The 24,202-nt window shown below is 59.6% G+C and carries 25 protein-coding genes and 1 pseudogene; 14 read left to right on the forward strand and 12 right to left on the reverse strand.

Going from position 1 to position 24,202, the window contains the following annotated elements; all coding sequences use genetic code 11:
• Positions 1 to 51 precede the first annotated feature (51 nt).
• A complete protein-coding gene (locus HZR20_RS11510) occupies positions 52 to 630 on the reverse strand; it encodes a hypothetical protein (RefSeq protein ID WP_181686890.1) in 579 nt (192 codons plus the stop codon).
• Positions 631 to 689: 59 nt separating this feature from the next.
• Between HZR20_RS11510 and HZR20_RS11515 the strand changes: the two genes are divergently transcribed.
• Positions 690 to 1,331 carry a TIGR02391 family protein gene (locus HZR20_RS11515; RefSeq protein WP_220132763.1) on the forward strand — a complete coding sequence of 214 codons (642 nt, stop codon included), beginning with the start codon at positions 690 to 692 and terminating at the stop codon, positions 1,329 to 1,331.
• 155 nt (positions 1,332 to 1,486) lie between these two features.
• Here the strand turns inward: HZR20_RS11515 and HZR20_RS11520 are convergent, their stop codons facing one another.
• Together HZR20_RS11520 and HZR20_RS11525 are read right to left on the reverse strand one after the other, a co-directional pair.
• On the reverse strand, positions 1,487 to 3,172 hold the full coding sequence (locus HZR20_RS11520; RefSeq protein WP_181686892.1) for a DUF3604 domain-containing protein: 1,686 nt from the start codon (positions 3,170 to 3,172) through the stop codon (positions 1,487 to 1,489).
• Between the two features lie 61 nt (positions 3,173 to 3,233).
• The gene (locus HZR20_RS11525; protein WP_181686893.1) at positions 3,234 to 4,271 is read right to left on the reverse strand and encodes a saccharopine dehydrogenase family protein; all 1,038 of its coding nucleotides are present in this window, start codon (positions 4,269 to 4,271) and stop codon (positions 3,234 to 3,236) included.
• A 214-nt stretch (positions 4,272 to 4,485) separates the two neighbouring features.
• Between HZR20_RS11525 and HZR20_RS11530 the strand changes: the two genes are divergently transcribed.
• Positions 4,486 to 4,797, forward strand: coding sequence for a toxin-antitoxin system TumE family protein (locus HZR20_RS11530; protein WP_181686894.1), 312 nt, complete (start codon positions 4,486 to 4,488; stop codon positions 4,795 to 4,797).
• Positions 4,781 to 5,203 carry an HVO_A0114 family putative DNA-binding protein gene (locus tag HZR20_RS11535; protein ID WP_181686895.1) on the forward strand — a complete coding sequence of 141 codons (423 nt, stop codon included), beginning with the start codon at positions 4,781 to 4,783 and terminating at the stop codon, positions 5,201 to 5,203. Before HZR20_RS11530 ends, HZR20_RS11535 begins: the two co-directional genes overlap by 17 nt.
• Before the next feature lie 25 nt (positions 5,204 to 5,228).
• On the opposite strand, the gene HZR20_RS11540 is transcribed toward HZR20_RS11535, so the two are convergent.
• Positions 5,229 to 5,864, reverse strand: a complete 636-nt coding sequence (locus HZR20_RS11540; RefSeq protein WP_181686896.1) for a rubrerythrin family protein — start codon at positions 5,862 to 5,864, stop codon at positions 5,229 to 5,231.
• 105 nt (positions 5,865 to 5,969) lie between these two features.
• On the opposite strand from HZR20_RS11540, the gene HZR20_RS11545 reads away from it, so the two are divergent.
• The 4 genes from HZR20_RS11545 to HZR20_RS11560 all read left to right on the forward strand — a co-directional run bounded on the left by HZR20_RS11545 (position 5,970) and on the right by HZR20_RS11560 (position 8,802).
• Positions 5,970 to 6,806: an RAD55 family ATPase gene (locus tag HZR20_RS11545; RefSeq protein WP_181686897.1), complete on the forward strand. Its 837-nt coding sequence runs from the start codon at positions 5,970 to 5,972 to the stop codon at positions 6,804 to 6,806.
• A gap of 77 nt (positions 6,807 to 6,883) precedes the next feature.
• Positions 6,884 to 7,819: a hypothetical protein gene (locus HZR20_RS11550; RefSeq protein ID WP_181686898.1), complete on the forward strand. Its 936-nt coding sequence runs from the start codon at positions 6,884 to 6,886 to the stop codon at positions 7,817 to 7,819.
• The gene (locus tag HZR20_RS11555; protein WP_181686899.1) at positions 7,816 to 8,442 is read left to right on the forward strand and encodes a hypothetical protein; all 627 of its coding nucleotides are present in this window, start codon (positions 7,816 to 7,818) and stop codon (positions 8,440 to 8,442) included. The genes HZR20_RS11550 and HZR20_RS11555 overlap by 4 nt, the downstream gene beginning before the upstream one ends.
• 48 nt (positions 8,443 to 8,490) lie before the next feature.
• Positions 8,491 to 8,802 (forward strand): RPA12/RPB9/RPC11 RNA polymerase family protein, encoded by a 312-nt coding sequence (locus tag HZR20_RS11560; protein ID WP_181686900.1) that lies wholly within the window; start codon positions 8,491 to 8,493, stop codon positions 8,800 to 8,802.
• A gap of 86 nt (positions 8,803 to 8,888) precedes the next feature.
• Here the strand turns inward: HZR20_RS11560 and HZR20_RS11565 are convergent, their stop codons facing one another.
• On the reverse strand, positions 8,889 to 9,209 hold the full coding sequence (locus tag HZR20_RS11565) for a transcription factor S (RefSeq protein ID WP_181686901.1): 321 nt from the start codon (positions 9,207 to 9,209) through the stop codon (positions 8,889 to 8,891).
• Between the two features lie 369 nt (positions 9,210 to 9,578).
• Here HZR20_RS11565 and HZR20_RS14830 point away from each other — a divergent pair, with 369 nt between their 5' ends.
• Together HZR20_RS14830 and HZR20_RS11575 are read left to right on the forward strand one after the other, a co-directional pair.
• Positions 9,579 to 9,743 carry a helix-turn-helix transcriptional regulator gene (locus HZR20_RS14830; RefSeq protein WP_181686902.1) on the forward strand — a complete coding sequence of 55 codons (165 nt, stop codon included), beginning with the start codon at positions 9,579 to 9,581 and terminating at the stop codon, positions 9,741 to 9,743.
• 102 nt (positions 9,744 to 9,845) lie between these two features.
• Positions 9,846 to 10,157 (forward strand): hypothetical protein, encoded by a 312-nt coding sequence (locus tag HZR20_RS11575; protein WP_181686903.1) that lies wholly within the window; start codon positions 9,846 to 9,848, stop codon positions 10,155 to 10,157.
• A gap of 1,198 nt (positions 10,158 to 11,355) precedes the next feature.
• On the opposite strand, the gene HZR20_RS11580 is transcribed toward HZR20_RS11575, so the two are convergent.
• Complete coding sequence (locus HZR20_RS11580; RefSeq protein ID WP_181686904.1) at positions 11,356 to 11,805, reverse strand: hypothetical protein; 450 nt, start codon at positions 11,803 to 11,805, stop codon at positions 11,356 to 11,358.
• A gap of 340 nt (positions 11,806 to 12,145) precedes the next feature.
• Between HZR20_RS11580 and HZR20_RS11585 the strand changes: the two genes are divergently transcribed.
• Together HZR20_RS11585 and HZR20_RS11590 are read left to right on the forward strand one after the other, a co-directional pair.
• Positions 12,146 to 14,446 carry a methyl-accepting chemotaxis protein gene (locus tag HZR20_RS11585; protein ID WP_181686905.1) on the forward strand — a complete coding sequence of 767 codons (2,301 nt, stop codon included), beginning with the start codon at positions 12,146 to 12,148 and terminating at the stop codon, positions 14,444 to 14,446.
• A 286-nt stretch (positions 14,447 to 14,732) separates the two neighbouring features.
• Positions 14,733 to 15,171: pseudogene (locus tag HZR20_RS11590) on the forward strand (transposase); the annotation flags it as partial.
• A gap of 327 nt (positions 15,172 to 15,498) precedes the next feature.
• Here HZR20_RS11590 and HZR20_RS11595 read toward each other — a convergent pair.
• From HZR20_RS11595 to HZR20_RS11620, 6 genes are all read right to left on the reverse strand, one after another.
• On the reverse strand, positions 15,499 to 15,987 hold the full coding sequence (locus HZR20_RS11595) for a hypothetical protein (protein WP_181686906.1): 489 nt from the start codon (positions 15,985 to 15,987) through the stop codon (positions 15,499 to 15,501).
• Positions 15,984 to 16,298 (reverse strand): ribbon-helix-helix protein, CopG family, encoded by a 315-nt coding sequence (locus HZR20_RS11600; RefSeq protein ID WP_181686955.1) that lies wholly within the window; start codon positions 16,296 to 16,298, stop codon positions 15,984 to 15,986. The genes HZR20_RS11595 and HZR20_RS11600 overlap by 4 nt, the downstream gene beginning before the upstream one ends.
• 50 nt (positions 16,299 to 16,348) lie before the next feature.
• Positions 16,349 to 16,567 carry a helix-turn-helix transcriptional regulator gene (locus HZR20_RS11605; protein WP_181686907.1) on the reverse strand — a complete coding sequence of 73 codons (219 nt, stop codon included), beginning with the start codon at positions 16,565 to 16,567 and terminating at the stop codon, positions 16,349 to 16,351.
• A 1-nt stretch (position 16,568) separates the two neighbouring features.
• Positions 16,569 to 17,021, reverse strand: coding sequence for a hypothetical protein (locus HZR20_RS11610; RefSeq protein WP_181686908.1), 453 nt, complete (start codon positions 17,019 to 17,021; stop codon positions 16,569 to 16,571).
• Positions 17,022 to 17,139: 118 nt separating this feature from the next.
• Entirely contained in the window at positions 17,140 to 19,578 is a 2,439-nt protein-coding gene (locus HZR20_RS11615) for a DUF5059 domain-containing protein (RefSeq protein ID WP_181686909.1), read from the reverse strand.
• Between the two features lie 360 nt (positions 19,579 to 19,938).
• Positions 19,939 to 20,814, reverse strand: a complete 876-nt coding sequence (locus HZR20_RS11620) for a ZIP family metal transporter (protein WP_181686910.1) — start codon at positions 20,812 to 20,814, stop codon at positions 19,939 to 19,941.
• A 115-nt stretch (positions 20,815 to 20,929) separates the two neighbouring features.
• On the opposite strand from HZR20_RS11620, the gene HZR20_RS11625 reads away from it, so the two are divergent.
• From HZR20_RS11625 to cruF, 3 genes are read left to right on the forward strand one after another with little or no spacing between them, the layout of a single operon-like run.
• The gene (locus HZR20_RS11625; RefSeq protein WP_181686911.1) at positions 20,930 to 22,435 is read left to right on the forward strand and encodes a phytoene desaturase family protein; all 1,506 of its coding nucleotides are present in this window, start codon (positions 20,930 to 20,932) and stop codon (positions 22,433 to 22,435) included.
• Complete coding sequence (locus HZR20_RS11630) at positions 22,432 to 23,313, forward strand: prenyltransferase (RefSeq protein ID WP_181686956.1); 882 nt, start codon at positions 22,432 to 22,434, stop codon at positions 23,311 to 23,313. The genes HZR20_RS11625 and HZR20_RS11630 overlap by 4 nt, the downstream gene beginning before the upstream one ends.
• Positions 23,306 to 24,190, forward strand: coding sequence for a bisanhydrobacterioruberin hydratase (cruF, locus tag HZR20_RS11635; protein WP_181686912.1), 885 nt, complete (start codon positions 23,306 to 23,308; stop codon positions 24,188 to 24,190). The genes HZR20_RS11630 and cruF overlap by 8 nt, the downstream gene beginning before the upstream one ends.
• Positions 24,191 to 24,202: the final 12 nt, after the last annotated feature.

Raw genomic sequence — 24,202 nt, forward strand, 5'->3', positions numbered from 1 at the left:
CATACCGGTTGAAGACCGGCGTGACATGTTTGATAAGATGGGATGATACCCCTACCGCAGATGCTCAAGAATCTGTAGGATGCGGAATCCAAGCTCACCGTAGTCTTTCTCCGTCTCAGATGCCTTCTCTCGAAGTTTTTCCATCTTCTCAGTATAGCACTCGTTGATGACCAACTCCATTTCCATCCTCGTCTCTTCCTCAAACTCGGATTCCAAGGCGTTCAGTCCGCCCAGCAAATATTCCTCATCAGAATTTCCGGGGACAATCGGACTCCATAGTTGAAACACATAGGAATCAGCGGAGTCAAAGAGTTCAGTCACGTAGTTCCAGTCTGAATTGAATTTCCGCCAAAGGCGCTCTAAGGAATGTTGATAGTCACTATTGCCGTATTCAGCCCACCTGTCGGTATCAGGTGTCCCGGAATAATGCAGCCCATTCAGGTGGGTCACAACTTCGCAGGTGTAGACCGCTTGTTCCCCTTCATCTGTATTATCTACCCCTATCACGTCAATTTCCGATTGGTCGCCTTCAGCCTGAGTACGCTGATTATACATCACCAACTCGCACTCTTCTATTAGCCTCAGGTACGCTCCAACAAGGAGTTCGCCAGATTCAGGCTGTTTGGTCATAGTTCACTAACCTGTTTTTCCAACATAAACCACATTACCGTGCCATTTGATTTCAAGCTATGGGAACTTATGACGTAATGCAGGTTTGTATGAATGGCCACAAAATCACTCATTCCTATGTTGAAAATCCTGAATTTCGGCAGTCCGCTTGTGATCAATGTGGTGCTGATACTATCCACAAATGTCCTGAGTGTGGTGAGCCAATCAGGGGAAAATACCTTGTGGAAGGGGTAGCGTCAGTGGGTGGCCCCGACCCGCCCGAACATTGTCATGAGTGTGGTGATCCGTATCCCTGGGAAGATGAAGCCGACCAATTCGCGGAGGTTGATGCATCTGTGCTTGATGATGAACTCGCGGAACGGTGTCTATCTGAATATGAATCGGGCCATTACCAAAGCGCGGTTAGAACAGCTTTCACCGTGCTTGAAGGTCGGGTTCGGGACAAGGGTGGATTCCCTCAAGGACTCAGCGGAGCGAAGCTAATGCTTGAAGCGTTCAATGCAGATGAAGGGCCACTGTCGTTTGGTCAAACGGAAGGAGAACAGGATGGGGTGATGTTCCTCTATCGGGGTGCATTCCAAGCTCTCCGGAATCCTGTAAGTCACCGATTCGTTGAAGACGTGGATGAAGACTACGCTCGTGACGCCATTCACACGGTGAATCTGCTACTCCGACTCCTTGATGAGAACACCTCAGCATAGTTCTTCTTCGTCGTTTCGCCGTCGGGACGGTCTGGCGAGAGGGGGCCGCCGGTGTCGCTCACAGTACATCCAATTCGGGCTGGAAGACTTTTACGGGTTCGCTTGCGACCACTGTCGCCGCCGCTCGTGAGGGCCCGGATACAATCGTGTCGGCGTCAGCTATCGTCATTCTCGACCCAGATCGGCCCCGCCCACGCCATGCCGTCGTCGGCCTGTTTCAGGCGAACGTAGTAGACATCGGCGTCTGTCCCGCGAGCCTCGTCCCAGGTCATCCCCGTGATCGGCATCTCGTCGATCCAGGACGCCTCGACGGTGTAAGTATCGAGATCGGCCTCCGGATTGGCCGTCCCCTCGAAGACGCGCCAATCCTCGTTGTTCTTGACGATCGTCACGCGTTCGATTGGGGCTGTTCCGGCCGCCGTGATAGACACCTGCAGCTCGGCTGTTTCGCCCTCGACGGTGACGGTACTGTCCGAATCGGCGACATGCGTGTCGTTGATCTCGAATTCGACGCGAATACGATGGGGCTGGCTTGTCCCGTAGACCTGCCGGTCGCGAAGGCTCTCGAAGACCGTTTCCCGGGTGAGTTCTGACGCATAGATGCCCACGAGCCCGCCGGGGTAGCTCGGTTCGTTCCAGATCCGCCAGATCAGTCCCCAGCCGAGCCCCTTCTCGCGCCACTCTTTCAGGGAGGGGAGGTGGGCGTCGGCGTGTAACAGCGAGTGGCCTGGCCGGGCGTCGTGGTAGTCCGCCGAGGCCATGAGTCCGACCTGATGCCCCATCTCCAGGGCGTCCTGGACGTGGTGGCCCGGGCGCTCGGCCTCGCCATGGCCCATCTCGATGGGGTGGTCGTTGCCCTCCCAGGCCGGGCGTTCGCTGTTGCCCCACTGGGAGTAGATCTCCACCAGTGGGGCCACTTCGTCGTCGTAGTCAGTGGCGTCGAAATCGAAGGGGTAGGAAGATTCAGCCGTATGGTGGGGCGCAGCGACCGCTCGACCCTCGCCCCGGTCGTTGAACTCCCGCAAGCGATCGAACAGTTTCTCGTAGGTGTCGCTCTCCTCGCTGATCGAGTCGAACAGTTCGGCCTCCTCGATACAGTCGAAGTAGACGTTGACGTGCCCGCCAACGGTGGGCTGTTGGGTCCACTCGTACCCCAGTAAGGGCAGAAATTGGCCTTCGTCGGTGAACTCCCGGACGATTTCTTTCATTCGTGGGAAATACTGCCGTTCCATCCGGCGGCGCTGGAGCCGTGGCGGGATGAAAAACCCCATCGTATCGTGATCGGCGTAGGCGACCACGTCCAGATCCATCACGTCACGGCCAAAGCGCAATCCTTGCCCGGGCGACCCACAGCCATCGGAGAACTGCGAGTGCAGGTGGAGGTCACCCCAGAACAGTCGCCGATCCGGGTCGCCCTCGGTGACGCGCACGGGGTTCGAGACGAACCGTTCCCCGGTCCCGTCATGGGTGAACGTGAGGTACTGGATCCCAGGGGTTTCGAATGCAATGCCGTCGACGGTCGTGAGTCCGCCGTTGCGCGCCGGAAACGTAATCTGGTCGGGACGGGTCGCCGCGTCGTCGGTCGACTCGACCACGAAGGTCCCTCGGAAGTCGTCGACCAGGCGTTCACATTGATCCCAGGCCTGGAGTGTAAGCGTCAGTTGCTCGTCCGTGGTAGCGTCCGACGGCAATATCGCGTGTGCCTCGGTGAACTCCTGGCGTCGGTTCGCCAGTAGTCGCCGGATCGACGGGCGCTGACGGGCCATCGACCCCAGGGCCATTTTCGCCTTATAGGCCATTCCCTCGGCCGGGGAGACGTCGTCCCCGTCGTTCGTCGCCATACACACGAGATACGCCGTGGGCGAATAAAACGAGGGGCTGGTTCACCCACCCGTCGAGCGGTCACTCGTCGACGAATTCCTCGACGCCGTCCAGATCGAGGACGTATGCAGGACCGAAGGCCGTTGCCGGCGTCTGGTAGCCGGTCAGGTCCGTGTCCGAGCCAATCCGTTCGAGCGCCGTTGTCGCTGCATCGATCGTCAACGCGTACGTTTCGGGTGTTTCCAGTCGCGACGTGACGGTTCGGTCGCCATCAGTCGCCTCTCCCCAGACGGAGACCCGATCGCGTTGCCGTACGCGCTCGGACGGCCCGGTGACGAGCGCCCGGGCGAGTGCCTGCAACCCACGCTTTACCGTGGGGATCGCCAGCAGCGGTGACACATAGGAACTCGTCCGGAGCAGGTACTCGGCGTACTCGGGGGCGGTCAGATACACCTCGATGGTCTCGATGCCGGTCGAATAGTATGCCGTCGAGACGTCACCCATCGGCGCGCTGACAGCGTGTGTCGGCCCCGTTCCGAAGTCGATGGGTCGCGTTCTCGATCCCGGGGGTTCCGACTTGAGTGCCCCTCCCCTCCGAATCATCCCGCCTGCATCAACCTGGTCGAGGGCAGTCGCCAGCGTCCCTCCGGAGACCGATCCCGGCGTGTCTATCCCCAGTCTGAGTTGCGTCGCACTCGGCAGTCTGTCGTGGAGATGAGCGGCCAGACAGTCAGTCGGAACGACGTCGAAGCCGATCCCCGGAAGGAGACAGACGTCCGCCTCTTCGGCGTCCCGGTCGCGCTCTGCCAGTGCCTCGAAGACGGGGATCTCGCCAGTGATGTCGAGATAGTGCGTCCCGGTTGCCAGACAGGCCTCGACCATCGGGTCGGCGGTTTTGCTGAAGGGGCCGGCACAGTTGAGGACAGTGTCGATCCCATCGAGATGGCTCCGGGCGTCCTTGAGGGGGAAGACGCAGGAGTCGACACCCAACTGGAAGGCGAGTCCGCGGGTCTTCGTCCCGTTGCGCCCGGCGAGGACGACGTCGAGGCCTCGATCGACTGCTTCCCGGGCGATGAGTTCGCCCGTGTACCCGTAGGCCCCGTAGATGAGTGCGGTCATATTCAGATATCGGGCTCAGTTGACAAAAGAATGCGTGCTCACACTCTGTGAGAGCTGAGACGAGCCGCCAGGGTTTCCGGATGCCGGACCGTGGTCGGTCTTTGGCGTCCGATCAACAGACCGGCTTCGGGTTGACGCCCATCGACCCCATGGAACCGCTGGCCGTATCGTGAGGACGACAACGTTTAACCTGTTGTGGTGGGTAACAACGGTCATGGCCGGCGACGAGGAAACAAAGTTGCTCGTCGACGTCACCAAGGATTTCGGCGACCGGTACGCGGAGATCTCCGCGTACGAGGTTCCGGAATCCGAGCGCTATCCCGACGGCGTCAAGTACGCGATGCAGTACGGCAATGCGGCCGGGGAAACGATCATTCGATACGACAACTTCCCCGATCATCCCGAGGTCGGCCGCCACCACAAGCATCGGGCTGACGGCACTGTCGAAGCGATCGAGTTCGAGGGATTGCGGGCGCTGTACGAGCGATTCAAGTCAGAGGTGATAAAACATGGTCACGACTGGTAACGAGGAATATCATTCCGTTCGCACGCTACACGTTCGGTTCCGTGAGGGCGACGACGAGGCCCTCGAAGATGCATTGGACGCCCTCGATCGGGGCGAGTCACCGGACTCACACCTCGAAGTCGTCTATCATGATCCGGCGGACATCCATCAGGTAACCCGGCCAAAAACCCTCACACTCCTCCGGACGATCGTCCAGCACGAACCGTCGAGCATCCGCGAAACGGCACGTCTCGTCGATCGCGACGTCAGTCAGGTCCACCGGAACCTGCAGGAACTCGCTGACCTACATCTTGTTGAGTTGATCGACGACGGTAACGCCAAACGTCCGTCGGTGTGGTACGACGCCATCGACATCGATCTTCCGCTCACTCAGTCTGCGATCGATTCGGAAAACGTCCGTGCCTGACCGTTAACAGGTATCACTACGCTCCTCAACAGACCGGCTTCGGGTTGACGCCCATCGACTCCAGGGATTCGGTATAGGCGTCGTAGGCTTCTTGGATCGCACCACTCGCGGCCTCGGCCGCTCGCTCCCATTCTTCTTCCGCGTCCTCTTCACAGACCGATTCGAGTAATTCGCTAGCCCGCTCCAGTTGCGGGTCGAGATCCCCGCCGACGTCCCGGAACAGCTGTGCCGTCTGGGGATCGGCCTCGCCGACGAAGTAGCCCGTGAACTGCTCTTTTGACTTCTCGGCGGCGATCGTTCGGCCGACAAACCCACCCAGGCGCTCGACAGTGTCGTCCAGATCACGGAGATATTGTTGGATCGCGGGCACGGTCTCGCCCGGTTCGTGCTCGTCGAGTTTCCCGGACACGCGCTCGTAGTGATCCCGTTCTTCGGCGGCCGTTTCCGCGAAGGCGTCGGCGACCGCGTCGGTGTCCTCGCTGTCGGCCCACTGCTGATAGGTAACGGCAGCGTGGTGTTCGGCGTCGGCGGCCGCCGCGAGGACCGTGTCGTCGTCCATGTCCCCGTCAGTGTCGGCGTAGAGGGCTTTCGAGGAGCCCAGTCGCGAGAGGGCGGTGTCGTTGTCCGTACGAATCCGATCGATGAATTGCGTTGCGTCCATACCCGGGGTTGGCCCGCGGTGGGTTAGAAGCCACCGGTGGCTGCAAACGTCACGAGTGCCCCCGATCGGCGTAACACACAAGCGGACTGGCCGTGACCGTGGGATATGGAGCGCATCCCCTTGGGTATCCAGCAACTGGATTCGCTGATCGACGGCGGGGCACCCCGCGGGACGGTCGTCTTGCTATCTGGCGAATCGGGGGCCGGCGCACGCGAGTTCATGTACACTGCCGCAACGATGAACGGCCTCGCGAGGGGCGAGGCGGAACTCCACGACCTCTATTACGGCGATCTCGCGGCAAACGCGACGCTCCCTGAGGAAATCCACTACGTCTCCTTTACTGCTGGGGAGTCACAGTTCCGCTGGGAACTCTCACAGACCCTCGAGACGGATATCGTCGAGGGCGCTGCCGACGCGATCACGTTCCACGACCTCTCGACGGACTTCTTTCATGCCAGTCCACTTCCCCGGGAGTGGTACGCCGAACGCACGCCGAGCGTGACCGATCTCCGATCGCGGACTGACCGGGAAGGGTTGCTGTCGGCCTTTGGCGACCTGATGACCGACAATGCGGCCGATAATCTCGTCGTGATCGACTCACTGACGGATCTCGTCGCCGCAAACGACGAGGACATCTCCTGGTCGGACATCAATTACGTCCTCAAGGGCCTCCAAAAGGCAGCCCACCGCTGGGATGGACTCATTCTTGCCCACATCAATCACGAGACGATCTCACCAGAGCGACTCGGCCAGCTGGTCGACGCCGTCAACGGGACCATGCGCTTCGAGTGGGAGAGCGGCGGCAGCACCCGCGCCCGGACGCTCGTCGTCAAGCAGTTCCGGGGCGTGCTTTCACAGCTCGAAGACGAGAACATCGTTCGCTTCGAGACCGAGATCGACGACGACGGCTTTGACATCTCGGACATCCGGAAGATCCGCTAACCGTCGGCCCGGCCGTCAGTATCGATCCTGGGAACGCGTGGCAAACCCTTAACTGTCCGCTCGGAGAACTGCCGATGATGGGAAGGGAGTCGACGGATTCGCAGGACTCGACGGCCTCGTTACCCGCGGACCTGGTCGAGTGGCTCGACGAGCGAGCCGCTGAACTCGACATCGACCGCGACGTGGTGCTCGAACAGCTCGTGGCGGCCTACCGGCAGACTGCAGACCACGATGGTGACACCCCCGCGGACGTTGGAGTCAGTTCCGTCGACCGCGAGCGGATCGAAGCCGTCGTGGCTGAGGTCCTCGAACAGCGACAGCCCGAAATCGCCGACGACGTCGCCGCGGCAGTTAGCGAGCGTTTCGCAGATAGCGAAGCCGTCGAGGAACGCATTGGGGCCGTTGAACGGAATTTCCAGTCGAAACTCGAAGACGTTCGCGAGCGGGTCGTCCAGGTCAAACGCGAGACCGACGGGAAGGCATCAGCTGACCACGCCCACGACGCCTTTGATCGACTGGAGACGATCGACGACCGTCTGGCTGATATCGAAGCCGAGGTGGCCGCTCTGGAGGCGGAGATCGACGCGGCTCCCGACGCGAACGAGTTGGCAGCGCTGGAATCGGCCGTCGAGGATCTCACTGACTCGGTCGAGGCCCGCGAACAACGACTCACAGACGCCGAGGAGAAACTCCGGACGGTTGGCTGGGCGATCAGCGATCTCCGGGACGAACGCGACCAGCGGGGAACCGACACGCTCGAACGGCTCAAAGCCGCTGCGGCCGGACACGACGTTAGCCGGGCGGTCTGTCAGAACTGTGGCAATGCTGTTGAAATTAGCCTGATGACTCGGCCCGCTTGTCCGCACTGCAACGCCGCGGTGACCAACGTCGAACCGGCGAGTGGCTTTTTCAGTAAACCCGCGCTGGTCACCGCGTCCCAGATCGAGGCCGGAGACGACAGAGACGCCCGAGATGGCGATGTTTCGGCGACAGGACAAGGTGACTGGCGATGAGTGACGAAGACGACGAGAACAGCGACGAGACCCCATTCGATGCGGTTGACGCCAGCGAGGACGATCCGTTCGACCGGATCGACGTCGAGGATCGTCCGGACGATCCGTTCGCCGACCTTGCTGATCGACAGGACCGCGACCGCGATGCCGAGGCGGCCCGGTTCGACGACTTCGGATACGAAGACGATCGGACTGACTCCACCCCTGCGGACGTCGATCACCAGCCGGATGCAGGCGACAGCGTCGAGGAAGAACCGGTCGTCGAGCGTGGAATCGACGACCCGTTCGATCGGTTCGGCGTCGATCGCCGCGAGGCCGATCCGTTCGAGCAACTGGGCGAGCGTAGCGAACCTGTCGACGCCGAACAGGACTCCGAGATGTGGGAGACCCTCTCCCGGAGCGAAGCCGAACCGGAGACCGAAAAACAGGGCCAGCGACGCTTCGCCGAGGTGTCGAAACACAGCTACTGTGAGCAGTGTGACTACTTCTCCGACCCGCCCGAGGTCGCCTGTTCGAACGAGGGCACGGACATCATCGAGTTCGTCGACAGCGAGACCGTCCGGGTGGCCGACTGTCCGATCGTCGCCGAACGCGAGGAATTGGCCGATTACGAGTCCGAGTAGGGACAGACGAGTGACTTTTGGCCCCCTGGCCCGTCCGTCTGCGTATCAATGCAGTTCTGCGACGAGTGTGGTTCGATGATGCACGCTGACGGCGACGAGATGATCTGTCAGAGCTGTGGCTATCGCGAGCCCAAAGATCAGGAACTGGCCGAGTCGTTCGTCTCGACGGAAGATCAGAGCGACGACGACGTCATCGAGACCGAGGAAGACGCCAACTTCGAGGGGAAACCCACCGCTGACGACGTGGTTTGTGACGAGTGTGGCCACGGCGAAGCCTGGTACACGATCAAACAGACCGGTGCGGCGGATGAACCGCCGACGCGGTTTTTCAAGTGCCAGAAACGCAAGAGTGTAGCATAATTGTAATCAAAAATCGGAATTTCTATCGCTATTTGAGAATTCGAATCTCTGTTTGAAACCGTTGACTCTGGACTCGACAACGATTCTCAGTTGTAGTCTCTCCACCGATTCCCGCAATCAGTACATTTGAAGAATCGAGTTGGTGGCTCATCAGCAGATCCAGTTTGCTTGATCGTGTACCACGCTTCGCCGTTTCCACAGTCATCACAGGTTACGCTATCATCCGTTGGCTTCCCCTCGAAGTTTGCGTCTTCCTCAGTCTCGATTAATTCATCACCTGTCTGTTCAGTTGTCGTCACGAAATCAGACGCATCGCCCTCTTGCTCCGCCTCGCATCCACAGCTGGCACAGACCATCATCCGGTCTTGCTTTTTCATCATCGAGCCGCATTCGTCGCAAAATTGCATGTTACACATAACCTATACAGTTGGTGGTTATAGGCTTTACATTTGGATCCCCAAGTCCGCGGTAAAACCAGTATCACAACAACCAATGGGATCGCATAGACGTTGTGAGACAGGATTCACTCTGTCCTCAGATGAGATCTCTCTCGGACGATTCGTGGATGGTGAGCCTGAAACCGAGGAATCTTTCGACGACCTCCGACCTGCGATTGCTCGACTGAATGCTCAGATATAGTAATCTCCAGAAGTTTCTACTCACATCTTTCGGCCTTATTCCAAAAAAAACCGACAGACTTCACCTGTTTCCATCCGTGGCCTCGACGAAGACTTCCAGATTCTACTATAACACCTCTTGACGACACTCCACTAACCGTGCGTGAGCACGAGGTTTGGTGGCTCACGAGTGAGCATTCTCACAAGCAGGTTGCTGACTGGTTGGGAATAACCGATGAAACTGTATATACTCACCTCTCAAATATCCCTCAAAAGCGTCAAACGGCTCAACAGACTCTCAGCCTACTCAGAGCAAGTAACTGAGCCTATTTTCGATTCGTGGCGTGGCAACATCCACAGCAGTAGCATCTGTGAGTGAAATTCATGAGTCAACTTGTGTTAACGTGCACCATAGTTGGTGAGGTGATGAAACCAGAGGACAAATTCGGCAACGAGATCTACACGCACGTGTACGACGAGCTCTACGAATACGGCGTCCGCTTGATGAAGATTGGCTATCAGGAGTCACGAAACAAACCAAATCTCTTCTACTTCCCGAAATTCGGTGATGTGACGTTCTTTTTGGATATTCGAGGGACTCGGGAAGTGAAAATCTGGGAGGATACTCACCCCTGTTCTACTGGAATATCGACCTCACGGTGCCTGACTGGGCTAAGCGACGGATGCTCAAGGAGGAAGGGGAACGGTTGTTGGATCATCAGATACTGCTTCGCCTGAGTTTCTACGCTGGACTTGGGTCGCCACTCAGTACTGACGACGATACGCTCTCTGATCCGCTTGGTTTCCCAGATGGCTACTGCCGTGTCTGTGGTACGGACATCCGTGAGAACGAGAACTACTGTTCAGTTGAGTGTGAACAAGAGGCACTACCGAGTAGATTCTGTGAAGCCTTCGAAGACCCGCTTGACTGGGACGATACGATACATCACCACGTGAGCTAGTTCCCTGAAGAGACGGTCACAGTTTGTCGGTCGTGCCACAACAAGATACATATGGATGAGAGATTCCACCAGATATTGAATTCCTACACAAACTGGAAGGGGAAGTGTTGGAAGAAGCAGAAGAAAAGTTCCAGGATTTCTCAGACGGCACATTGTACGAGGAAGAGAACGAGAGGGGAAGACAGACGATGCAGGAGCTCCAGAATCTCGGTTAGCATTCTGAGAGCAGTTGTTTCGGGGCAATCGAGTGCAGTAGGACTTGACCCATTCCACGCATCGATGAAGCCACTAACTCTTCTGGAGAGGCGAACTCCATCAAGTCATCTTCTTCATACTTCTCTTGGAACTTGACGTACATCGCAACGCTGTACAGAGCAACTGAAACAACGTAGCGTTCTTGAACGAATGTGCACGAGCTCTCTGAGATTCCTGTTCTGAAGGACTCGTCGGATTGCCGCTGCGTGCATGTTGACGTAGATATCCATGTCGCTAATACTGTCTCCAGCCGTGGCAATTCTCACACTATCGTGTTCATCGAACTTGTGGTCACCCCAATCTTCTTTGACTCTGTTGATGTTTGGTAAGCTTAGACCAGCGTATCCTGTCGGCTCAGGCGGGTCTCCGCTTCGGGTCTTTGTTTCTTGCTCCTCTACAAACTCTACGTTGACCCGTTGAGATAGAGCGTCATCGTCTGGTCTGGAAACGTTCAATGTTAGGGTGAGAACGTCGCCTTTGTTGTAGTCATTTGGTACTGTGATTCCAACAGTTAGAACTCCTTTATTCAGATTCGTCCACTTCACTGCGTCAGTAGTGGGACGAATCCTCACCTCTCCCTGTCCATCATCAGTGAGGTAATCGTTCGGAGCGTTCAGGTAGAAGCGGACTTGTCGAGTACGGTTGACAGGGACTTCCAGAGAATACCGTCCGTCCTTGTCAGTGTCATGGAATTCGTGGTCTCCGCTCGGGTCGTACGTCTAGATGATCTCGAACGTGTCTGGAACCTCTGGCGGGTTGTACGGAGCCTCTTCTTCAGCAGGCACGTCGGCAGTCGCTTTGTCACCGCTCTCGAAGAATCTCTGGAGGTCGGGATCTTCTTCCAGAATGCTCTGTAGAAATTCGTCCAAGATTTCGCCAGATTCGTCACTTGCTAATTTCTGACGCCAACGTTCCTTCTCCTCAATGAGCCATTCGTCGTTTTCGATGGCATCCTCTGTTCCTTCACGGAAGGCATTTGCGATCTCAGAGCGTATCACTCTGTCACGAGTCGGTTGAAAGAGATCAACCAGATCTGTCCCAGCTAAGTCAGAACAATCGACAAGAACGAGAGTGTCTGTTCCAAGTCTGGGTTCCTCACATCGGTTAGTTAAGAAGGTTGCACCTTCGTTTCCGTGAGTCTGACCGTTGACGGTGTAGAGAACCGCCATATCTCTGTGCTCACCACCGCCGACGAATCGCTTCTTGTGCCTACTGTGATTTCGTCTTCTTCTAGTAGCTCATCGATCTTGTCGCCTGTAACTCCCGTGAGTATCAGACACGATAACACTGTGCACAGGATTAAGTATACCTTCACGAATAACCATCATGTGGATTGTGGCGAGAGGCAGTCCGTACCTCCATACTGGACACCTATAAGAAAACAAGACAATGAAATCCGAACGCTACTTACCGACGATAATCCGACGAAGCTACACTCGCAAGTTTGCGATTTCAGCACTCCTCGTTCTGATAGTTGTCGCTTCGGTCGGATTCTATGCCCAGACACGTGTGTCTGCGGAGGTAACTCAGCAACAGGAGAGTTCCCTGCTGGGCAACGCCCAACTGGAAGCCGATAGCGTCAGACAGTGGATTGACACGCAACGGCAGACGACGAAGTCCCTGTCCGAACACCGGGGGTTGGCGTCCGATAGTGATGCTGACGCCCGCGAGATGATGGCCGCGAAAATGGACGAATTGCCGTCCGAGGTGGTTACACTCCACTACGTCAACTACGAGACTGGAGAGATAACGGCTAGCACCCGGCAGGAGGCCGAGGACACCCAAATCACCGATACGGAAATCGTGTGGGCGATGGAACAGCCGTTCAGTGAGTTGACGTTCAACGACCCCCAGAAGGTCACCCAGTCCTGGGTGTACTCGTCCGCATCGGGAAAGGCGTCCATCGCCATGCTCTCGCCGGTCCCGGAGTCCGACCATGCGTTGGTGATGGTCATCGAGACGGGTGAGCGCGCCGAGAAATTCCGGAGTTCTATCGACGGCACGGAGACCTCAGTCGTCGGTAGCACGACTGGCGACCTGTTGTTCGACAAAAACGAGGATGCACTCTTGTCCCCGTACGACGGGACTGGGGCCAACGCCACATTGAGCGCCATCGAGGAGGATACAGAGGGGACGCTAACGACGAACGACTCGCTGGTCGCGTTCAGCGCGGTCGGCGGTGACTCGAACTGGGTTGTCGTCAAGACCGCTCCGAAATCGACGGCACTGAGTGCCCAACGCGAGGCCCAGAACATTGTGTTTGCCCTCGTCCTCACGTCAGTTCTTGGGCTACTGGTGCTTGGTCTCATGATTCGGCGTGGACCAGTGCGCTCGCTCAAAGAACTCTCGGAGCAGGCAACCGCTGTAGCCAGCGGCGAGTTAGACGAGGACATCACTGACGAAGGGCGCATCGACGAGGTCGGACAAGCTCGGTCCGGGTTCAGAGACATCACACGGTATCTCACGACTGTCGCTGACCAGGCCGATGCAATCTCGGACCAGCGGTTCGATGCCGCCGTGCTCGACGAGGATGTCCCGGGCCGATTGGGCACCTCTCTGGATACGATGCGTGCTGATCTCGAACAGTTCATCGAGGATGTCGAAACTGCCCGCGAAGACGCCGAACAGTCCCGCGAGGAGGCCCAGCAGCTGGCCGAAAACCTCGAACGACAGGCCGAGGAGTTCGGGTCTGTCGTCACCCGCGCGGCGGACGGCGACCTCACCGCGCGACTGGACACGGATATCGACAACGACGCGATGTACGAGATCGCGTCATCGGTCAACACCATGCTGGACGATATCGAATCGGCCATGATGGAAATCCAGGCGTTTTCCCAACAGGTCGCGGCCGGGAGTGAGGAGGCCAGTGCCGGGGCCCGTGAAGCAAAGCGGGCAAGCGAACAGATCAGCCAGAGCGTTCAGGAAATCGCAACTGGTTCCGACGACCAGCGGGACCGACTCGAAACAATTTCCGGTGAGATGAACAACCTCTCGGCGACCATCGAGGAAGTCGCCTCGACGACCCAGTCCGTCGCTACCACCTCACAGGAGACCGAAGACATCGCCTCGAACGGTGAACAGACAGCAACGCAGGCGATTGCCGGCATCGAGGACGTCCGCGAGACGATGGTTGCCACCGTGGAGAACGTCGAGACGCTCGACGAGTTGATGACCGAAATCGACGAAATCGTCGAACTCATCGCGGACATCGCTGAGAAGACGAACATGCTGGCGCTGAACGCCAACATCGAGGCTGCACGCGCTGGCGACAGCGCGACCGACGGCAGCGGCTTTGCGGTCGTCGCAGATGAGGTCAAGCAACTGGCCAGTGAGACCCAGGAGTCGGCCGAAGACGTGGCCCAGTTGATCGACGAGGTGCAACACCAGACTTCCGTCACCGTCGACGAAATCCAGACTGCGGACGCGCAGGTTCAGGAGACCGTCGACGCTGTCGAGGAGACAGCCGAGGCGTTCACGGAGGTCGTTGCAAACATCGAGACGACCAACGACGGTGTGCAGGAAATTAGCGAGGCGATGGACGACCAGGCGGCAAGTTCCGAAGAGGTGCTTACCATGTTCGATGACGTGGCCGAAATCAGCCAGTCGACGGCTGCGGAGGCTGAAACCGTCTCCGCGAGCGCCGAAGAACAGGCTTCTTCGATGACTGAGGTGACAGCAAGCGTCGAGTCTCTCGCCGAGCAGGCTGAACAGCTACAGGCACGCCTCGAGGACTTCGAAGTCAGTAGCGGCGATGGGGCCACGGGTGGCAGCGCCACTACAGACTCCGGCACCCAAAGCGGCATGTCGTAGGGTCGCCCACACCTCCTTTGTGATTGGTAGCCAGCTAGTCGCTTCCAGCGGGCGCACTCGATGAAGCCGATGGCGTCCTGAAGGTCATCTTCCCGGACCCGCCAGCGGACCTGGCAATCGGTGGCGCGACGCCCGGTCGACAGGCGACCTGGCTGACGCCGACGAGGCGGACGCCGAGGTCGACGACAGACTCATCGTCGCCGTGTCCGAGCGATTGGACTGCTCATCGGATGACTTCGAGGAGATGGATGACCGTGTGCTGTGGTTCAAATCAGGGATTCACGTTTATACGTTCAGAGCGGTGAAAACCACCGGGTTGATTGACTGCAAAACTAGTGCAATTCTATATATACATTGTTCGATGAAACAACTGCACGATACACAGATTGCGTGGCAGCTACTTATGCGTAACCTAGAAAAACTGAGCATTTTGACCGCAGACAAAGGCTACGACTGGGAGATACTTCGTCGGAGACTCTGTTCAGAGGGCGTTAAACCGGTCATCAAGCACCGCGAGTTCGGCTGGCACGGCGTCGCAAACAATGTTTTTTCTCGATGATAGAACATACCACCAACGCTCAAATATCGAATCGACGTTTTTCGCGCTCTGTGGAAAATACGGCGAGATCGTGCGCGCTCGAACCTGGTTTGGTCAGTTCCGCGAGCTCGTGTTGAAATGTGCCGTCAGAAACGTCGAACTAGCTCTCGACCGCTCAAACGCATGAATTTAGGCGTCTAAACAAGACACAATCCAATCCGTGTCAACATCTCTCGCAGGATTCCCGTCAAAACCAGAGCGTTTCTCGTACCAGTCAAAGAACAGGCGAACCGCGGTCAAGTACTCGTAAGCAGTACGATTCGACACGTCTCCGTTAGCCATCCAAGTCAAGAAACTCTCCAGTTTCACAGCATCCAGATCGCCTAACTCGTAATTCTTCTCGCTCACCCACTCATCCAACTTCTTCAAACCGCTTTATCGATTGTATACGGTGTTACAACGCTTCAAATGCAAGGAGTGTGGCAAGCGCTGGGGGGAGATAGTTGACCGACGCTTACTCGTCGAACAGTTTTCTCGCTCGCCGGTAAATCGGCGCGTCGAGCCAGTCTTCTCCAGTGGCAAGTTGCTCGACGTCTGCCAGCGCGTCCTCGCGGTCAAGCACGCCGCAATCGAGCAGCGCCCGCAATACGATCGGCGAGATTGCGACCCGGGCCTCAGTGGCGGCCTGCAGTTCGGGGAGCGCCCGTAGGTCGTCGGTCAGCAGAAAGTCGGCGTCCCGTTTCCGGGCGAATACGACGACGCTCCCTTCGCCCGCATCGATCCGTGCGGATTCGATCGATTCCTCGACCTGGTGGACGGCAAGGTTATCCTGCCTGTCGAGTACTGCTCGGGCGGCTGTCGCGTGGGTGTCCTCGTATTCGGCCGTCTCTTTGAGCTCTGTGACCACGGTTGCGGTCGTGTGCACGTCGAACCCCGTGAGAAGGCGGTCCAGCCGGTCGATCGTCGAAAGCGAAACCAGCGCGCTCGTGTCCGCGACGATCATGCCTCGTCGTCAAGTGCTGCGAGATCGGCGGCCAACTCCTCACCGTCGTCCAGCAACGACTTCGAGGCACGGACTGACTCGGCGTCCTGCCGGCCGACGAAGGCCTGCAAGACGTCGAAGTCGATTTCGTCGTCCAGATAGAGCTCGACGATTGCCTCACGGAATCGCTCGTCGTCCTCGACGTCGGCCAGATACTCCTGCAGTGCTTCCATCACAATATCGGTCCGGTCGGTATGACTCACCTCGGCAGCGACGTCGGCCTTCTCGACCAACTCCTCGGGCAGGCGGAAGTTGACGCGTTTGGTCCCCATCGTTCTGTACATACATTGTCTGTACAATCGAAAAACTCTTTCGGCGATGATCACGCGGGATCGGCTGCTTTCTTTGGCAACTCGAAGACGTCCTCGATTTCAGCGTCGAACTCGCGGGCGATCCGCCAGGCCAGTTCCAGGGAGGGGTTGTACTCGCCCTTCTCGACGTAGAGGATCGTCTGGCGGGTCACGCCGACGCGGTCTGCCAATTCGGCCTGTGTGAGGCCAGCGTCTTCGCGACACTTCTTGATCGTCGTCTCGAAGTCCATCTCAGTCCACCAGTCGACGGGCACGGACCACGTTCCATCCCTTGTGGGCAATCGACGAGACGATCGCTGCCATGCCGACCCAGACGAACACGATCTCACCCTGCTGGACCAGCGTCTTGAGCGGTTCGGACAGGCTCCCTTGCATTTCGACCATCGCTCCGAGCACGTAGGCTCCGAATCCGATCGCGAACAGGGCATAGAGCGCTCGACTGGCCGCCGTCTGGATCAGCGTTCGCACTCGCTCGTCGTTCTCCTCGATTCCGAGTCGAGTACCCACCCAGCGACTCGCCGGCAGAAAGCCGACGAACAGTACCCCGCCGAGGGCGATCAGCGGTGGCGACTCGAACCCGATCCCGGCGTTCAACAACCCGATCACTAGCAGGAGGAAGAGCGCTCGCACAACCCGGTACTGTGTCTGGGGGCTCCCGACCCCGGTGTTAGGTTTGTTTAACATGCCGTGTTAGAAATATCTAACACGGAAGGACTTATTTCTTGTGGCGCCTTCGGTCGGCGAGCCGGTGGGAATGCGCTCGATACTGCCGGTCTAAACAGTTACTAACCAGGATTCCCGACTATTCGACGACGACGGTCCCCTCCATTCCCACCGCTTCGTGGGGGATGCAGAGGTAGCCGTGTTCGCCGGTGGTCTCGAAAGTGTGGACGTAGGACTGGCCGGACTGGACGGCCCCTTCGCCGTTCGACCAGCCATCGCGGGCGGCGTCCTCGCTGTCGAAGTCCCCGGAGGCCCAGTATTCGGCGTCCTCGGGAATCTGCTCGCTGTATGCCGTGACCGTGTGGGGTTCTCCACCGGCATGCGTCCAGGCGATCGTGTCGCCGGCCGAGACGGTCAACTCTGTTGGCTCGAAGGCTGCGGCCGTCATGTCGACGACGTGGTCGGCGTCATCGGGGACGCCTTCGACGACGTTGGGGCCACCGGAGAGATTGCTGTTGTGGCCGCCACTCGAACTCTCCTCGCTGTGGCCGCCCGAGGGTGCGCCCGCGAGATCGAGATCGAGCGGTACGTCCTCGCTGGCATCGACCAGTGCGAACTGTGCGTACTGGGAAGCGTTAGCGAAGGTATCGGCGGCGCTTGCGACGTCACCAGCGCCGTCGAGTGACTCGATCAGCCCCTCCAGGGAGGCCTCGAAGGACTCGTAGGCGTTGCGGTCGGCCTCTTCGAGTAGCTCGTGGACGCGGGCACTCTCGAAGCGAGCAAAGGCGTCCTCGGCGATGCCGAGCGCGACCTCACGCTGTGGGCCGCCCGCGGCCTCGACCACGGCGTACGCGGAGGCGACGGCCTCCTCGCCGAAGGTCTTTGTCGGCGGGTAGACGGCCTCGCCGTTCCCGGCTGCCTGAATCACCGCGCCGATGGCTCCTTCGAAGCCCTCGTAGATCTCGGCATCGGCCTCTTCCAGTGCCTCGTGATAGCCGCCGGGATCTCCCTCAAAGTGCTCGAAGACCCACTGGGCGATTGCCTGTGCGCGATCGTCGTTGCCCAGCGTATCGAGGACGGCAGCATCGAACCCACGGGCGGTGACAACCGCTGCCTCGCCCGCGCTCACGACCGACGTTTCGGCTGCGGTCGTCGCGTATTCCAGTAGCGTCGACTGGACGCCTTCGTAGTGGGTTGTGACGGCTTCGCTGTCCCCGGCCTCGAAGGCCTCGATCAGCCCCGCGAGGTGCTCTTCCTCGAAGGCGTGATAGAGCTCCTCGCTCGTCTCCTCGACGGCCTCGTGGAACCCGAGTTCGTCCTCCTCGAAGCGGGTGAACAGGTCCTGGGCGATCGACGCCGCGGCGTCACCCTCGTCGCGACGATAGCGCTCACGAGCGTCGGCGATCCGCGCCCGGAAGAATGCGGCGGCCAGAATCGGGGCCGCCTCGCCAGTCAGCGCCTCGATTCCGGCCACGAGGTTTTCGTCGACAGTTGCCAGCGGATCCGATATGTCGTCGCCCGCTTCGATGGCCGTCCGGAGGGCTTCGAGCCCGGACTCGAAGCCCTCGTAGGCTTCGCCGTCCGCGGATTCGAGGCCCTCGTGGGCGCGTGCCCCCTCGAAGTGCGCGAAGACATCGGTCACGACCGTCGCAGCTCGTTCGCGCTCGCCCGCTGCGGCGAGCCAGGCGGCGTCGGCAATCCGGGCCCGGTACGTACTCAGCGTTGCGGCGTGGGCGACCCCGAGAGAGGGGCCACCCAGCGAAGCAAGCGCTGCAGCGTCCCAGCCCATTGCCTGGAAGAGCGCCACGTGGCCGGCCCCTGCCGCGTGCTCGTCGTCGGCTATGGCATAGCTCCCGGCTAGGGCAGCTTCGAAGGTCAAATCAGCATTGGTCAGCGCCGACTCGCTGTTGCCCGATCCGGTGTTCGAAACGAGATTCCCCAGACTCCCTTCGAAGGACTCGAAGGTGTCGCTGTCAGTCGATTCGAATGCCTTCTGGACGCCGTCTCGGAAGCGTGCCTGTGTGTCCTCAGCGACGGTCGCCGCGGCGTCGGGATTGTCTGTCTCGAGGAGGAACACAGCGTTCTGGACAGCCGCCGCGAGTGCCTGCAGATCGTAGGCCTGTACCGTCCCCTCGCTGAGTAGCGCGCTTTGTGCGTCGGCCAGGTGGTCCGTCGCGGTGTCTGCGGCATCGCTTGCCCGTTGGAGGTCGCCCGCGGACAGTCCCTCTGACCGAAGGGCACCCAGCGCTGACTCGAAGCCCTCGTAGGCCTCGCTATCGGTCCCTTCGAGCACTTCGTGAGCGCCGTATTCGCCGCTTGCCTTCTCGAAGCGAGCGAAGACGTTCTGGGCGACGGCCTCACCACCATCGGATGCTCCGGCCCGTCCAAGCGCGACTGCGTCTCGCACTCTAGCTCGCATCGCGTTCCACTCGGCCGCGACCGCCAGATCCGCGTTCGCCTGTCCGGCATCGTTCGGATCCCTCTCGGTCGTCGTTTCTCCAGGGGCTGAACAACCCGCCAGTCCGACTGTTCCCAACAGCGTTGCGCCGCCCGCCAGTATTTCTCGTCTGGATGGCATTAGGAATTAGGCTTGCCTAAACAGTGATAAGGCTATCGTTTTTTAGGCGGGCCAAAATCATGCAGAACCGATCCATTCCGCCGCCATCGACCACAAGTGTCGCCGTCGCGTCGAGGTCTGTTCGGGTACGCAGTCGCCGAGTTCACCTTCTCGTTCACAGGCGGTACAAGGCGGATGCCCCGACCCTTGAGGTCGGGGAGGAACTCGACACCCCATGACACAAATCACGTTACAAGGGTGTGCTATCCGAGCCGGACACGCGCCGGGGATTCTGAGACGGATTGCTGTCACTGTGTGCCGATGAGTACCCGAATGCAGGCGGTCGATGCGAAACTGTCTGCGCCCAATCCGTCTGAGAGACTACGTGACGAGCAGCCAGGCGAAGACGACGGCCACGCCGCCTAAGGTCGTCGAGAAGAGCGACTGGACGCGGAGCCGATCCAGCAGTTCGTGTGAGGTTTCAGTCATGCCTGCGGCCTGGTCGATCTCACCGCCGACCTCACAGGACGGCAGGAAGTCCATCGCGACGTGGAGGAACACGCCGGCGGCGAACCCGAAGATGACAGCGTTAATCGCCGGCGCACTCGGCAGGTTCACCATCGCGACTGGCAGGGCCGTCAGGCCGACGCCGGCCGCAGGCAACAACAGCGGGACAGTCGGCTTGCCGTCTAGAGCGAGCCGACGCGCGGCAGCGTAGCCTGCCGGCCCCTTATGAGAGATGATTGCCAGTCCCAAGAGGAGCCCGAGGTCCGGCATCTGGCCGTAGATGAGGCCGATGATCAATCCCGCCGAGAGCGCGTGAGCCGCTAGTTCAGTCGCTGTTGTGTCCATCGGCAGGTCCAGGTGCGAGAGCCGGTGGCCGATCGTGTGGGCATTGTAGCCCACGAGGATCCCGCCTGCGATACCGAATCCACCGAGGCGTGGGTCCTGGCTGATGCCGATCGCCTGCGGGACGAGAAACGCCGCTGCGCTGGCTATCATTGCGCCGCTTGCCAGTCCATAGCCCCACACGAGCCTGCGAGGGTGGCGCCCACTCGACCAGGCCCCGACGAGTGCGCCGCCAGCCATCGCTCCGAAGGCAACCCACGAAATGACGACAAGCTTCCCCAATCCGCCGTCGTTGCCGAATCCGACCACTGCCAGCACCGTCAATCCGAGCAATATCGCCGTCGAAAGAGCGCCGAGAAGCATTTCTGCCCGAAAGTTATTAAGAATACTTCTGTTGTTAATACTCATCGGCTGGTTGTTCCCGACCGACGGATATGAACGTGTCGGTGAGGGGTGACGGATCGGTGTGATCGCCGATCCTCGTGCCGACCTTTAAGCGGGTACCGGTCGTTGGTTCGTCCCGATGACCGACTCGACAAACACCGACGTGACGATCGTCGGCGGGGGCTTCGGTGGGCTCTCGGCCGCCTGCCACCTTGCCGACGCCGGCAGAGACGTGACGGTTCTCGAGAAGAACGGGCAGGTCGGGGGCCGGGCCAGCCGCCTCGAACGCGAGGGGTTCGTTTTCGACATGGGACCATCGTGGTACCTCATGCCGGAAGTGTTCGAACGGTTCTTCGAGCATTTTGATCACGAGCCTGAGGACTACTACGAACTCGAACGACTGGACCCCCACTACAAGATCTACTTCAAGGACGGTGACGAGGTCGATATCAGTGCGGATCGCAACGAAAATCGGGAACTCTTCGAATCATACGAGGACGGGGCGGGCGAGGCGTTCGACGACTACCTGGCGACGAGCCAGCGCCACTACGAGACCTCGATGGAGAACTTCGTCTACGAGTATCGGCCGACCTGGAAAGACTGGATCGATCCGTCCCTGATGAAGACCGGGACGTTGGGACTGAAGTTGCTGGGTTCGATGCAAGGCCACGTCGAAGACTACTTCGAGAACCAGAAACTCCGCCAGATCGTCCAGTACACGCTGGTGTTCCTTGGGGGTTCACCGAAGAACACGCCCGCGATCTACAACATGATGAGCCACGCCGACTTCAACCTCGGTGTCTACTACCCCCAGCCAGTCGACGGCGGTCCGGGCGGGATCGGGGCTGTCGTCGATGCGGTCGTCGACCTGGCCGACGAACTGGGCGTCACTATCGAAACTGGCACCGAAGTCACGGAGATTACGCGCCGCAAGGACGGGTTCCTGGTAGAGACAGAACACGGCGACCAGCGCCGCCCCGACGTCGTCGTCGCCAACGCCGACTACGCCCACGCCGAACAGGATCTCATGCCGGCCCACGAACGCCAGTACGACGCCGAGTACTGGGACGAGCGGACGTACGCGCCCTCCGCATTCTTGCTCTATCTTGGCATCGAAGGCGATGTTCCGGAATTGGCTCACCACACGCTGGTTCTCCCGAGCGACTGGAACGCATACTTCGACGATATCTTCGAGGACCCGGCCTGGCCGGAAGATCCATCGTACTACCTGTGTGTCCCCTCCAAGACCGACGACGACGTAGCGCCGGAGGGCCACACCAACCTCTTTGCGCTGGTGCCGATCGCGACCAGGCTCGACGACCCGCAGGAGACGCGGGATCGCTATCGTGAGAAGATTCTTGACGACATTGCCCAGAACACCGGCGTCGAACTGGAAGATCGGATCGTCGTCGAGGAACAGTTCTCTATCTCGGAGTTCGCCGAGCGGTACAACGCCTATCAAGGTACCGCGATGGGACTGGCCCATACACTCCGCCAGACAGCGATGTTCCGGCCACCGATCGAATCCGACGCGGTCGAGGATCTGTATTTTACCGGTGGCTACTCGACGCCAGGGGTCGGTGTGCCGATGTGTCTGATCAGCGGCGAACACGCGGCCGAGGCCGTACTTTCGAACAGTCGATGATGGCGACGGAGTCACGACGCGCGGGCGGTTTGAGCCTGTTCGACCGGCTACGGTATCTGCTGGTCCTCTCGCGGCCCCGGTTCTGGCTGTACCTGGCGGGCCCGGTCATTATTGGCGTTGTCTATGCCGCCGAGTCGACGGCCGAGTTGATCACACCCCTCTCGGTCGCGCTGTTTGCGTACTTCCTCTTACCGGCGAATATCTTTCTCTACGGCGTCAACGATGTCTTTGACGCCGACATCGACGTCGAGAATCCGAAGAAAGACGAGGGTCCCGAGGTTCGCTTTTCCGGCGATCGATGGGTCCTCGCGATCGTGATCGTCGCCGGGCTGGCCTCGCTCCCCTTTGCCCTTGTCGTGGGTCTGGCCGGGAAACTCACACTCGTGGCCTTTCTCGTCCTCGCCGTCGAATACAGCGCCCCGCCATGCCGATTCAAGACGACGCCCGGCCTCGATTCGCTGTCGAACGGGCTGTACGTCCTGCCCGGCGTCCTCGCGTTCACGGCCGTCGCGGGCGAACTTCCACCGCTCCCGGCGATCGTGGGCGGGTGGCTCTGGACGATGGCGATGCACACCTTCTCGGCGATCCCCGACATCGACCCGGATCGTCAGGCCGGGATCGCCACGACGGCGACCGTTCTCGGCCAGTCCCGAACCTACGCCTACTGTGGACTTGTCTGGGCGTTGGCCGCCGGCGCGTTCGCCCTGGTCCACCCGCTATTGGGCGCTGTCCTCGCCGTCTATCCGTTCTTGCAGGTCGCCATTGCCCTCTCGGGGGTGGCTGTCGATCGCGCTTACTGGTGGTTCCCGGCGATCAACACCGTGGTCGGGATGGTTCTGACCATGGGGTACCTCTGGAGGCTGATGTACGGTGGTTGAATTTGATCGACGACGTTTCGAGGCCCGACTCGACAGATATGTCGCTGAGAACCGCTTTTCAATCGCAGTCCTGTTTCCCGCGATCGGGGCCGTGATGCTGGTCGCTAGCGCCGAGGGCTGGTTTCCGGGAATCCTCGAATTCAATCCCTACCTGGTCCTGTTCGGGACGGCCGTGATGCGCTTGCCCCTGATCGCCGGTATCGCCCCACTGATCGATCGCCGGGCTGCCCTTGCGATCGTCGGGTTGACACTCTATACGTACGTGATCGAGTTCACGGGCGTGCTAACGGGCCTGCCCTATGGACACTTCGAGTACGTGATCGACCTCGGGCCGATGCTGCTGGATACCGTCCCGGCGGCACTGCCGATCTTCTTTTTCCCTTTAGTCTTGAATGCCTATCTACTCTGTCTGCTCCTGCTGGGTGATCGTGCCTCGCTGACGCGAGTCCGCCTGCCGGCTGTCATCGCGACGGTCCTGGCGATGGATCTCGTGTTGGATCCGGGGGCCGTGGGACTGGGCTTCTGGGCGTACGCAGCCCCGCTCGCTGGCGACGGCCTCTGGGCGAGTGCGACGGCGATTCACTTCTATGGCGTGCCGCTGTCGAACTACCTCGGGTGGGTACTGAGCGCGAGCGTCGCCGTGCTCGCCTTTGATCTGGGTTTCAAACGAGCGGGATTGCTCGACCGACTCGAACGGACCGAGTTCATGCTCGACGACCTGGTGAGTTTTGTGATTTTGTGGGGCGCGATCAACGCCTGGTTTGGCAACTGGCTGGCAGTCGGCGTCGCGGGGCTGTTCGGCGTTAGTCTGTTGGCGACCGATCGGTTCGACTTCGGCGTGCGGGAGACGGTTCCAGTGGTTGGCTCTCGGCAGTGAGCCTGGCTACCC

The organism is Halorhabdus salina (genome assembly GCF_013839425.1).
Taxonomy (GTDB): domain Archaea; phylum Halobacteriota; class Halobacteria; order Halobacteriales; family Haloarculaceae; genus Halorhabdus; species Halorhabdus salina.

Coding starts and splice junctions, on each gene's coding strand:
- HZR20_RS11530 (WP_181686894.1), top strand. CDS start 4,486: ATGGCCGGCGACGAGGAAACAAAGTTGCTCGTCGACGTCACCAAGGAT.
- HZR20_RS11620 (WP_181686910.1), bottom strand. CDS start 20,814: ATGAGTATTAACAACAGAAGTATTCTTAATAACTTTCGGGCAGAAATG.
- HZR20_RS11610 (WP_181686908.1), bottom strand. CDS start 17,021: ATGTTAAACAAACCTAACACCGGGGTCGGGAGCCCCCAGACACAGTAC.
- HZR20_RS11550 (WP_181686898.1), top strand. CDS start 6,884: ATGGGAAGGGAGTCGACGGATTCGCAGGACTCGACGGCCTCGTTACCC.
- HZR20_RS11545 (WP_181686897.1), top strand. CDS start 5,970: ATGGAGCGCATCCCCTTGGGTATCCAGCAACTGGATTCGCTGATCGAC.
- HZR20_RS11525 (WP_181686893.1), bottom strand. CDS start 4,271: ATGACCGCACTCATCTACGGGGCCTACGGGTACACGGGCGAACTCATC.
- HZR20_RS11595 (WP_181686906.1), bottom strand. CDS start 15,987: ATGATCGTCGCGGACACGAGCGCGCTGGTTTCGCTTTCGACGATCGAC.
- HZR20_RS11625 (WP_181686911.1), top strand. CDS start 20,930: ATGACCGACTCGACAAACACCGACGTGACGATCGTCGGCGGGGGCTTC.
- HZR20_RS11600 (WP_181686955.1), bottom strand. CDS start 16,298: ATGGGGACCAAACGCGTCAACTTCCGCCTGCCCGAGGAGTTGGTCGAG.
- HZR20_RS11510 (WP_181686890.1), bottom strand. CDS start 630: ATGACCAAACAGCCTGAATCTGGCGAACTCCTTGTTGGAGCGTACCTG.
- HZR20_RS11520 (WP_181686892.1), bottom strand. CDS start 3,172: ATGGCGACGAACGACGGGGACGACGTCTCCCCGGCCGAGGGAATGGCC.
- HZR20_RS11515 (WP_220132763.1), top strand. CDS start 690: ATGGGAACTTATGACGTAATGCAGGTTTGTATGAATGGCCACAAAATC.
- HZR20_RS11540 (WP_181686896.1), bottom strand. CDS start 5,864: ATGGACGCAACGCAATTCATCGATCGGATTCGTACGGACAACGACACC.
- HZR20_RS11535 (WP_181686895.1), top strand. CDS start 4,781: ATGGTCACGACTGGTAACGAGGAATATCATTCCGTTCGCACGCTACAC.
- HZR20_RS11565 (WP_181686901.1), bottom strand. CDS start 9,209: ATGCAATTTTGCGACGAATGCGGCTCGATGATGAAAAAGCAAGACCGG.
- HZR20_RS11580 (WP_181686904.1), bottom strand. CDS start 11,805: ATGGCGGTTCTCTACACCGTCAACGGTCAGACTCACGGAAACGAAGGT.
- HZR20_RS11615 (WP_181686909.1), bottom strand. CDS start 19,578: ATGCCATCCAGACGAGAAATACTGGCGGGCGGCGCAACGCTGTTGGGA.
- HZR20_RS11560 (WP_181686900.1), top strand. CDS start 8,491: ATGCAGTTCTGCGACGAGTGTGGTTCGATGATGCACGCTGACGGCGAC.
- HZR20_RS11555 (WP_181686899.1), top strand. CDS start 7,816: ATGAGTGACGAAGACGACGAGAACAGCGACGAGACCCCATTCGATGCG.
- HZR20_RS11605 (WP_181686907.1), bottom strand. CDS start 16,567: ATGGACTTCGAGACGACGATCAAGAAGTGTCGCGAAGACGCTGGCCTC.
- HZR20_RS11575 (WP_181686903.1), top strand. CDS start 9,846: ATGAAACCAGAGGACAAATTCGGCAACGAGATCTACACGCACGTGTAC.
- HZR20_RS11630 (WP_181686956.1), top strand. CDS start 22,432: ATGATGGCGACGGAGTCACGACGCGCGGGCGGTTTGAGCCTGTTCGAC.